We start from the raw sequence: 5364 nt of genomic DNA on the forward strand, positions 1-5364 counted from the left end.
AGTTTCTTTTCTTTTACTTAGAAATTATCTCTTGACATATTACCAGATTGCTTTTTCTTTTGTTAATTAATATAAGTATATCCGTCCTATATTTTTCTTTTCCCATGATCTTAAGGTTTAATATAACCCCATCCTTCATGCTGTTTTCTAGTAAGTTCCCCTACACCTGATTTAACTATAGTAGCTTCGTGTACAAAATCTTTTTTTGTAAGATATAAAACCCTAAGCGTATTGTTGCATAGTGCTATTTTTACACCCTTTTCTAAAAGAAGATCTATAGCTTCTTTGTTTTCTTCCTTATCTTTCATAAAAGGTTTTACCCCGCTAGAGTTTGCTAAAAGTTCAACTTCTACCTCTTCTCCTTCAGTTTCCATATCGTGCAAAAGATTCATTATCCCTCTATAAACAACTCCTACTCTTCCCTCATCATCTAAATGAAAAATAACCTTATACATCTACTATCATCCTTTCATATGTTCATTGTAATATATTTACCCATATATAAAAATATAGAACAGATATGAAAACTCTGCTCTATATTCTTATATACCTTTTATTTAATTATAATACTAATTTTATAAATAATAAACAGTATTTATTTTAAAATATATCCTTCTTACTAATTTTAGAAAGTAATATCATATGTTTATTTTGTTTGTCCTATGAACTTAGATCCTAAAATATCTTCAAGAGCGTTTATAATTTCCATATCTTCTCCCACATAAAGAACAACCATATTTTCCTTTTTAAAATAATGGGGTGGATAAATCCAATCCATAGTAATTCCTTTTTCATTATTGGAATAGGTAAATCCATCTTCAGATAAATTAGATATATCTGCTTCCATTTTTTCATTATCCTCATATAGGTAAATATATATATGATCACCTTTAATCTTTATCCACTTAGGTTTTCCACGAAGAATATGATCTTCTAAATTATTTCCATCTTTTTCTTCTACATTAAAGTCTCTATCTTCAAGATTTTTTATCAGCATTTTATACTGATTTTCTTCAATTGGTTCTTTATATCCATTGTATGAATCGTCTTTTGTACACCCATATTGTGATATCGTAATAAAAACCAATAAAATAAATAACACTATTTTTTTCATATAGATAACCTCCTAGAATATAGATTTCTTATTCTTATTTTAATTAAACTTTCCATCCATTATATCCATATTATCAATATATTCTCCTTCTACTGCTGGAACATAATATGCCCCATATGTTTTCAGACCATTGTCTTCTTGAATTTCATTTAACTCTACATAGAAAAGATAATAAGGCACAAAGTTTTCTTCATACTGCCCCCTATAAACAAGCTCAACTTTTTTAATATATTCTTGACCTGGAAAGTCTTTTGGAACATTTGTTATATATTTATTGTCTATTAAAAGTTTTTCGGCTTCTTTTGATGAGATTATAGGATAGTTTCCAATTTTTTGAGATAAATTCGGTTTATTTATTGTAAAATTGCCCAATTTATCTTCTTCATCAAAGAAAAACTCAGTGTAATTTAAATTATAGTTAATAATTTTATCTTCTAAACTACCTTTCCCATCAAAAAAGCTTATATGGAATCTCTGCTCTCCATCATAAGTATAATCTCCTCCATATATATTGATAGTTGCTTCTCCCATCTCTAGTAAGTTTTTATATTCTTCACTCACATATTGAGCTGTTTTATATACATCTTCATAGGTTGAATCGTAATCAATATAATAGTTTTTAAGAAGTGGATCTTTTGCTTTGAATTTAATCATAGTTGATAAATCATTATAAACTGTAATTTCATATTTTTCATTTTCACCATAAATTTGATTTATATTAAAAAATTCATCGGTAAGTTCTCCACCAGTTAATTCAAGTTTTTCAGTTATTTCTTTTATTTCTTCTTCACTTGGATAATCATCTCTTATTTCAATTTCTTTGGGATTTATTTTTAATAACCTTATAGTTTCATCTAATCTTTTTCTCATAGCTTCTATATCCGGATTTTCCAGTATTCCTCTTTCATTATATTCTAGCTTGTTTTTAAATACCGGAAGAGTTGATATCTCAACATTTTCATTCCAAGGATTTTCATTTACAAGTTCTTTAATATCATAAGCCATTAAACCTTCAAAACCTGATCCTTCAGGATTAAATGAACCTATAGATATTTTAGGCAGTTCTTCATCCCCGATTGGTTTTTCTTCTATAATTGGTGGATTTATTTCTTCAATGATTTGTTCCTTGTTTATATAATCTTTTAACACACCTGGTAAAATCATAAATAAAACAATAGCTGCTATTGGTATTAAAACCTTCATAAAAGAAAACTTGTTTTGACAAGTATATTCTTCTATATGGGCTTCTTCAATAATCTTTTCATCTATATCATTTAAACTTTCAAATAATTTATTAGATTTCATAAATAAATCTCCTCCTGTTCAAGATAAGTTTTAAGCTTTTTTCTTGTTCTGAAAAGGATAGATTTTACTTTACTTTCGCTTGCTCCCATCTTTTTAGCAATATCTTTAATAGAATCAACATACCAGTATCTTCTTACAAATATTATCCTATCTTCCTTTTTTAAAGTCCATAGAAATTGATTTAATTTCTTAGTTATCAATTTGGATTCTATTTCACTTTCAATACTACTTTTGCTAGGAATCATATTTTCCAATTCATTTAATACAATTTCAGCTTCGCCTGAACCCCTTTTCTTAGCTCTTTTTTTGTTATAACGATTTATTGAGAGATTTCTTGTTATTTTACCTAAGTAGGCAGAAAATATATCTGGTTTATCATCTGGAATAGAGTTCCAAGCATTAAAAAATGTATCATTGACACACTCCTTGCTATCTTCTATATTAGATAAAATATTATATGATATCTTCCTGCAATAAGATCCATATTTCTTATCTGTTTCTGAAATTGCACTTTCACTACGATTCCAATATAAATTTATAAGTTCGGTATCTTTCAAATCATCAACTCCTTTTCCTATCCTTATATATAAGGACAAGAAAATTTAAGTTTGGTTGCATTAATTATAGATTTTTATAAAGTAAATGTGTAGATTAGAATCAACTTATAAAACCTTGTAATATTTAATTCTTTAAAGTTCATAAATCAATCATCCCCCTATATCCCATTATATTGTTAATTATAATTATACTACATATAATATTTAAAGTTTCTATATTCCTCTTTTTAAAAATATCTTTTCCGGGTATATTTAAATTAGATGAGCTTAAAAATTTAAGGAGGATTTTATGAGTAAAAAATTAATTCCATTAATTTTAATTATTGTATTAGCTTTAAGTGTTGGCTGTGTAAATGAAAACACAAATAACCCAACAACAGGGGATCCTTCTCCTCCATCTAGTGAAGATGATAAAGAAGATGAAAATACCGAAGATCAAAATGACAAAAATGAAGATAAGGATAAAGAGAATGATCAAGATAATAACAAAGATGAAGAAAACAATGATGAAGATGAGAATAAAGATGATGATAACTTAGAATCTATAGACTTTAGTAAATATCTTAATGCTAGATTTGGGTATTCTATAAAGCATCCATCATCATGGGAATATCGAGAAGCAGATAATTCTGATGGTATAACCTTTTTTCTAGATAATGATGATATAGATATAAGAGTCTATGGATTACATTATATGGAAGATGTATCTGATCCATATATAAATGAACAGGAAAAAGATTTACAGCGTTCCAAAAAAACTTTAGATTCTGGAGTTGACGTAACAATTCTTAAAGGTCAAACAGAAGAAGGATATCACCTAGAAATGGTTTATCTTGATGATGAAGATATAGAGTACCACTTCTTATCAAAAACTTCTCAAAAATTTTACGATGAAAATAAAGATTTAATAGAAAAAATGATATATTCATTTGATCCTAAATAATAATCTTTAAGGGTAAAAATCATATAAAAGACCATGCAAAAGAATTAATTCTTTTGCATGGTCTTTTATATAAGATTATTTATTTTAAATTTAAGCTCTAAAATCTAAATATAATAATTTATCATAATCTAATCAAAATAAAATAGTTCTTCAAACTTTTTATTTAGTGCTATGGATAATATCAAAGCTAATTTTGCAGTAGGATTAAATTTACCTCTTTCAATAGAGCTTATAGTATTTCTAGATACACCAATCATATCAGCAAGTTTTTGTTGAGATAAATTAGCTTCATTTCTAATTTCCTTTAACCTATTTTTTAATACTAAAGATTCCATAGGTCAGCCATCCATAATAAGGAAGATCCAAATATCAATAATAAACCCCCGAAAGCAGATATTAAATCTGTTTTTTCTTTATTAGCAAAATATTTTCCTAAATGTTGAAAGCCTATATATGATCCATATATAATTAATAAATGACTAATGTTTTTATCATTCATATAATTTATAATAATAATTACAAATATAACTATACCAGAAGCTGCTAAACCCCATTGATTTCCTTTTAAGTTTTTGTTATTTTTCGCTTCATCATTAATTAAATTTTCTCTTTTAGCTTTTTCTAGAACTTCATCTCTATTCATTGAATATCCCTCCATGACAACTATACTTGTATATATTCTACATTTGCATAGTTTACTTGTCAAGTTGTTTTAATATCTTTATTTTGCTTATAAAAACTCGTAATAAATAAATATCCAAACAATAATTGGAAAATAATGATATAATCAGACCCATTTCTCATAAATAGAGAAGCAGGATATGTCAATATTCCATAAATTAAATTGTCATTATATAAATACATAAAAAAATAACTCATTGAGAAATATAAAGATGGTATTACCATTAATAATATTTTAGGTAAATTTATTTTCCAGCTTCCTTCCTTCTTCATTTCATTACTTATATGTTCTAACCCCAATAATAAACCTATTCCTATTTTAATAATCATAGATATTACAAAATAAGATAAACTTAAATTAAATGTTTGTTCTTGATAATTTTTTTGCTTGTATCCTACATGTCCATCTAAATATATTAATACAACTATCAATAATATGTACCCTAAATATTTAAGCCATTTGTTCTTTTTCATAGATATACACTTCCTTTCTCTATTTTCATAAATTTTATAATAATAGATATAATTAATAATATGATAATGGGCTATTCTTTTTTATGTTGTTTATAAACATATATTGCGAAAAAAAACATAAAAAACATCGATACCAATAAGTAGATATGGTATTAAAGAATGTTCTGTAGGTTTAGTGGTTATAAGTAATACTACCAAAATAATCACTATTATAGATAATCACTACGACACTATTTACTAAAGATGTTCATCTAAGTCTCTTAAGGTTGTCATTCCGAATGAAATGAGGA

General features: G+C 26.2%; 8 protein-coding genes. 1 reads left to right on the top strand and 7 read right to left on the bottom strand.

The annotated features are described in order from the left end of the window. Nucleotides 1–110 precede the first annotated feature (110 nt). From ACTHW2_RS10415 to ACTHW2_RS10430, 4 genes are all read right to left on the bottom strand, one after another. Nucleotides 111–455 (bottom strand): DsrE family protein, encoded by a 345-nt coding sequence (locus ACTHW2_RS10415; protein WP_442263851.1) that lies wholly within the window; start codon nucleotides 453–455, stop codon nucleotides 111–113. A 191-nt stretch (nucleotides 456–646) separates the two neighbouring features. Beyond that, nucleotides 647–1114, bottom strand: coding sequence for a hypothetical protein (locus ACTHW2_RS10420; protein ID WP_442263852.1), 468 nt, complete (start codon nucleotides 1112–1114; stop codon nucleotides 647–649). A 39-nt stretch (nucleotides 1115–1153) separates the two neighbouring features. Beyond that, nucleotides 1154–2419: a hypothetical protein gene (locus tag ACTHW2_RS10425; protein ID WP_442263853.1), complete on the bottom strand. Its 1266-nt coding sequence runs from the start codon at nucleotides 2417–2419 to the stop codon at nucleotides 1154–1156. Then, nucleotides 2416–2976: an RNA polymerase sigma factor gene (locus ACTHW2_RS10430; RefSeq protein WP_442263854.1), complete on the bottom strand. Its 561-nt coding sequence runs from the start codon at nucleotides 2974–2976 to the stop codon at nucleotides 2416–2418. Before ACTHW2_RS10430 ends, ACTHW2_RS10425 begins: the two co-directional genes overlap by 4 nt. Before the next feature lie 289 nt (nucleotides 2977–3265). Here ACTHW2_RS10430 and ACTHW2_RS10435 point away from each other — a divergent pair, with 289 nt between their 5' ends. Next, on the top strand, nucleotides 3266–3919 hold the full coding sequence (locus tag ACTHW2_RS10435) for a hypothetical protein (RefSeq protein ID WP_442263855.1): 654 nt from the start codon (nucleotides 3266–3268) through the stop codon (nucleotides 3917–3919). 128 nt (nucleotides 3920–4047) lie between these two features. On the opposite strand, the gene ACTHW2_RS10440 is transcribed toward ACTHW2_RS10435, so the two are convergent. Genes ACTHW2_RS10440 through ACTHW2_RS10450 form a run of 3 tightly spaced genes read right to left on the bottom strand, consistent with a single transcriptional unit; the run spans nucleotide 4048 to nucleotide 5074 of the window. Beyond that, nucleotides 4048–4254 (bottom strand): helix-turn-helix transcriptional regulator, encoded by a 207-nt coding sequence (locus ACTHW2_RS10440; protein ID WP_442263856.1) that lies wholly within the window; start codon nucleotides 4252–4254, stop codon nucleotides 4048–4050. After that, the gene (locus ACTHW2_RS10445) at nucleotides 4242–4562 is read right to left on the bottom strand and encodes a DUF6442 family protein (protein ID WP_442263857.1); all 321 of its coding nucleotides are present in this window, start codon (nucleotides 4560–4562) and stop codon (nucleotides 4242–4244) included. The genes ACTHW2_RS10440 and ACTHW2_RS10445 overlap by 13 nt, the downstream gene beginning before the upstream one ends. A 59-nt stretch (nucleotides 4563–4621) precedes the next feature. Then, a complete protein-coding gene (locus ACTHW2_RS10450; RefSeq protein WP_442263858.1) occupies nucleotides 4622–5074 on the bottom strand; it encodes a hypothetical protein in 453 nt (150 codons plus the stop codon). Nucleotides 5075–5364 lie beyond the last annotated feature (290 nt).

It is taken from the genome of Tissierella sp. (genome assembly GCF_052089545.1).
GTDB lineage: Bacteria > Bacillota > Clostridia > Tissierellales > Tissierellaceae > Tissierella_A.

What these genes read in the sequence shown, in the direction of transcription:
- ACTHW2_RS10415 (WP_442263851.1), bottom strand. Translation starts at nt 455, where the DNA reads ATGTATAAGGTTATTTTTCATTTAGATGATGAGGGAAGAGTAGGAGTT.
- ACTHW2_RS10420 (WP_442263852.1), bottom strand. Translation starts at nt 1,114, where the DNA reads ATGAAAAAAATAGTGTTATTTATTTTATTGGTTTTTATTACGATATCA.
- ACTHW2_RS10425 (WP_442263853.1), bottom strand. Translation starts at nt 2,419, where the DNA reads ATGAAATCTAATAAATTATTTGAAAGTTTAAATGATATAGATGAAAAG.
- ACTHW2_RS10435 (WP_442263855.1), top strand. Translation starts at nt 3,266, where the DNA reads ATGAGTAAAAAATTAATTCCATTAATTTTAATTATTGTATTAGCTTTA.
- ACTHW2_RS10440 (WP_442263856.1), bottom strand. Translation starts at nt 4,254, where the DNA reads ATGGAATCTTTAGTATTAAAAAATAGGTTAAAGGAAATTAGAAATGAA.
- ACTHW2_RS10445 (WP_442263857.1), bottom strand. Translation starts at nt 4,562, where the DNA reads ATGAATAGAGATGAAGTTCTAGAAAAAGCTAAAAGAGAAAATTTAATT.
- ACTHW2_RS10450 (WP_442263858.1), bottom strand. Translation starts at nt 5,074, where the DNA reads ATGAAAAAGAACAAATGGCTTAAATATTTAGGGTACATATTATTGATA.